The 4,723-nt window shown below is 50.5% G+C and carries 1 protein-coding gene and 1 pseudogene; one reads left to right on the plus strand and one right to left on the minus strand.

All coding sequences use genetic code 11. From position 1 onward, the window contains the following. Positions 1 to 2,632: 2,632 nt before the first annotated feature. The gene (glmS, locus tag ACR3FF_RS25715) at positions 2,633 to 4,450 is read left to right on the plus strand and encodes a glutamine--fructose-6-phosphate transaminase (isomerizing) (protein WP_458190944.1); all 1,818 of its coding nucleotides are present in this window, start codon (positions 2,633 to 2,635) and stop codon (positions 4,448 to 4,450) included. A gap of 158 nt (positions 4,451 to 4,608) precedes the next feature. On the opposite strand, the pseudogene ACR3FF_RS25720 reads toward glmS, so the two are convergent. Continuing rightward, a pseudogene (locus ACR3FF_RS25720) lies at positions 4,609 to 4,723 on the minus strand (IS1595-like element ISHti5 family transposase); the annotation flags it as partial.

Here is a 4,723-nt window from a genome sequence, read left to right on the forward strand (position 1 = left end):
CAACATATTCACGCCCCATCACAGCATCCAAGACAGTCTTCGTCTCATTTCGCGGTCTTTACCGTGTGAGGCGCAGCTTTTGCCGATGCAGTTATCGAGAGAGTGGACAACTAGCGAATATTTGAACACAAAGGCCTGGTCAAGGGGATTATAGTGGATCGTATGTCAGAGCGAGATTCGTCGGAGACGTATTGCGTGTGCGGGAGAAAAACGACAGTCAGCGTGTTGAGCACGGATTGTGCTTGTTAGAGATGTATGATGCGGCGTTCAGTGCGGATGTGGATGGTGCGGAGAACATTCGAACAATAAAACGCAACTCTGAGACTGCAACTGCTTCAGTTGGGATAGGAGTACTGGCTGGTTGGCACAGTCTTTAGTCTATCTTCATGACCAATCTTCCTGATTCTTATCGCGCAAGTCGGTGGTAGGCTGCAAACCGTAATTACTCAACACTCGAGATTTTCGCGTCTTCAGGCGCGGGAGGATGTCAGTCAATCCTAGATCCGCCAATCCTATCCTAAATTTGCTCCCGAAGTTTCTCCGATTTCGAACGCCAACAACTCTGTTACGGTTATCCCAGGGTGTATCGACGATTGTTGGCGTTAAATTGATGCTTACCAGCATTACAAGACTATGCGTGTAACTCTTCCTTTGGGAACAGGAAGACAAACCCTCTCCCGTGCCTCTCCGCACTACGTTTCAATATCATAGGACCATAATCAGAGCGCTTCTTTCCGGCGTTCCGAACCCACTCGCTAATTCGTTTAATTTGAGTTATACGGATTACCGCTCCACTTGGAAGGATTACCCACCTCTCTTGGTTCATCGTGATGGAAAAATCGGGTTCATGAGAAGGACGCTAATCAGTTCGGCAAAGCTACTTCCACCCTTCCATCACATTCATAGGAGTGTAATGGAAAGGAAACGGGTCGAAGTTTGAACAAAGAGATCGGGTTCACGATCGATTCAAAGCTGATTACGGTGCAGGAAATTCTGGAAGCTAGTAAAGCTTCTTTCATGTAGCCGATGAGTGGGATTCATTCTAGGGTAGTATTGGGCAAAGAAATAAGAGAGGAAGTTCGAGAACACGTTTCTACTTCTGGTTATTATCTAGCAGAGATACAGCACCTATTTATTTTGATTTGAACTATATAGATTTATAAATGTCGATTGATAGGGATCTGAAATGCACTTTATCGCCAAAAAACGCTAATAGATAGCGTATATTCTGAATATATAGAAAAACCAAAAATACATATAAAACAAGTAGCAGAAGAAAATGTTGAATAAAAGTTGTTCCGAACCCTGTTTGCAATTTATAGATACACCTAAATTGAGTTGTCAACAGGTAAAACCCTCGTTGTCCGTAACGTTCTCACAACAGCTATCGCTTTCGAGTGCACCCAAAATAGATCGGCGAGACAGTGACCTCCTCCACGCCCTACAGGGTGTGGCATTCCATCATGGGATATCGGCCAGCAGCCTTCGAGGTTTTACCCCGCACTCTCACAGGAACCGGCGATACACCGGAGGAAGCTCTCGGTTTGACTCCCGTGATCGGGCTATGGCCCGATCACACAGGCTTCATCTCCGACCGAGTCACCGGCAGACATGTGTTCTCTGGGATGACTCTCTCCGTCGGAGTAGCAGGGTGAAATACGGAGTACAGTCGCTTAAACGTACTGCCAGTTGATATCCGGCCCGGCCACTGACCGCAGTCTGTCGGCCCGACCTATCGTTCGACACGCGCCTGAAGACGCGAGTATGCACTACAAACTACTAAGCAGCAAACTGACTGGGCCCGTGTGACATCCTCCCCGCGGTAAACGGCGGGGCTTCCCACGCCCCTCAAAGGACGGTTCGTTGTTCTCTTAGGGTTGACGACCCGACGTGCCGATGGGAGTGCCACGCCCCCGTTACTCCTATCCCGCAAAGGACTCAGAGGTACCTGATTGTTTCGTGTCGGTCTGCGTGTCCGTGGGCTTACTTTTTGATGCGGCAAACACCCAGTCAACTGCCAGTTGTCGGACTGTCAAATCCGATGGACCCCATCGAATCGACAACTATAGATACGCAGTGTAGGCACTCAAACCTTCCGATTTCAGTGTTTGCGGCCAAAGACGGCGCTGTATCCTCGCCCTAAATCACGAGGTTTTAGCGCCTGAAATTTAGATAACAACAAGTACTGCACTGATCTTTGTTCATAATGCTTGTTACGACCTAGATACGAGATGCGAACAGAGCTATATGAGGTCTTATTGCCTATCTGGTCAATTCCTAGCAAATTTCTGCGCCCTCCTTAATTCCTAACTACAATTTTTGAAAATTTCGGATCATGGCTACAAACTGGAAGTAACGACGAGAAAGCGATGAAAGAACTAATCACCTAACCACCGTTCATTACCGTTCGCGTTCGAAATCCCTGTTAACGCCGTCTAATACACTAAATAACAAAAGCGACGATGGGCATAGGCTAGCGGCGTTGGCTATGAACTACAATAAGCATCGAACGGACGCTATTTCATTTCACAGTGTTCAAATCGTGTACAAAACTGTCGTCGATAGGATTCGGACGGACGTGGGCTGCCTGACCGCAGCCACAAACGAGTAACATTTAGGGGGTGATTGTCTCATGTGTGGCATCATCGGATACGTAGGGAGCGACGTTGATCCTGTACGGACGTTGTTGAACGGACTTTCGAAATTGGAGTATCGGGGGTACGATTCGACAGGATTAGCCGTCGCTAATTCCGATATTCATGTCGTGAAACGAGAGGGCGATCTTAATGCACTCAAGCAGGAGTTTGAAGCACCCTTCGATCTCACCGGTGCGGCCGGAATCGGGCACACCCGATGGAGTACGCACGGGGAACCGTCTGATGACAACGCCCACCCGCACACGGATTGTGACAAACGAGTGGCAGTGGTGCACAATGGAATTATCGAGAACTATCAGGCACTTCGTGACGAATTTCGTGCCGTCGGTCACGAATTCGAGAGCGAGACGGACACGGAAGTCGTCCCGCATATCATCAGTCACTATCTCGAAGAGGGACTATCTCCTAAGTCAGCGTTCCGAGCCGCGATCAACGACCTTGATGGAAGCTACGCTATCGCGGCAATCTTTGAAAATCGAGACGAGGTTATGGTTGCTCGTCGAGATTCATCACTTGTCCTTGGGGCCGGTGACAGGGCGACGTACGTGGCGAGCGACATGACCGCTTTAGTCGATTATACCGATAGCGTTGTCCATTTAGACGACGACGAGTTTGCGTTTCTTTCAGAGGACGGATACACCGTCGTCGACTCAGACGGTGTGCCACAAGCGAAACAGGAAACAGCTATCGAATGGGACGCCGAGGCGATGGGCAAGGGGGGGTACGAACACTACATGATCAAGGAGATTCATGAACAGTCAACCGCTCTCCGAGACTGTCTCCGCAATCGTTTCACGGACGATCGACAGTTTGTTGATTTGGACGTGTTCCCGAACCGTAACAGATTCGAGCGAATACACCTCGTCGCGTGTGGAACCAGCTATCACGCAGCGCTCTATGGCGCGCATGTACTACGCGAGCGCGGACTCCCGACGCAGGCGTTTCTCGCTAGTGAGTATGCGTTGAATTCCATCCCTCTAGAAGACGGTACATTAGTCGTTGCTGTAACCCAGAGCGGTGAGACGGCCGATACTCTCTCCGCACTCCGTACGGTTGACCGACGAAATGGGGCCACCCTTGCGCTGACGAACGTCGTCGACAGTACGGCTGCTCGCGAATGCGATGATGTCCTCTACATCCGATCCGGTCCCGAAATAAGTGTTGCCGCGACGAAAACGTTCGCGAGTCAACTGGCGATGCTCCAACTGCTCGCATTAGAATTGCCCGCCAAAGATCCGATGCATTCCACGACCGAGGCGCGAAAGCGGATTTCGGCGTTGCGTGATCTGCCCGGTCAGATTCAAAACGTACTCGATACAACTGATGCATCGACGATCGCGCGTCGGTACGTCGACGAGTCGGGATACTTCTTCATCGGACGAGGGCGACAGTACCCGGTTGCGTTAGAGGGTGCCTTGAAAATGAAAGAGATAACGTACAAACAAGCAGAGGGCTTCGCTGCGGGCGAACTCAAACACGGACCACTCGCACTCGTGACGGAAGAGACGCCCGTATTCGTCTCCGTTGTCGGCGACGATGAGTACGCTCACAAAACCATTGCCAATGCGAAGGAGGTCACAGCGCGGGGTGCCCCACTTATTGCTATCACCGACGATTCGTCCTCCATCCGACGATATGCCGATGAAGTGCTGACGATTCCGTCGACCGATCCCGGAGTAGCACCGATACTCGTAAACATCCAGTACCAACTTCTCGCTTATTACACGGCGGACTTACTCGGACGAGAGATCGATAAACCTCGAAATCTCGCGAAAAGTGTCACTGTCGAGTGAATTGGTCTTTTGAATGACTTGAGGATCGTCTCTCCATCCAAGCTCGTGAAGCGAACGGGACGTTTCTGTGAAAGCGTTACTCCACAGGCCGAACTACCCTTTCGCGGTCGGGAACCGCGGATAATCGTCGGCGAGGGTTCGACCGTTTCAATCGACGCTCATCTGTAGAAGTCAGTACTTAGGATCTGCTCGAACCAGTCGTCGGTGTTGAGGATCCAGCCCAAGAAGTTTAGATAGCCCTGTAAGTGGTGTTTTGAGACGCCTCGGAACCTT

The organism is Haladaptatus ordinarius, assembly GCF_054177595.1.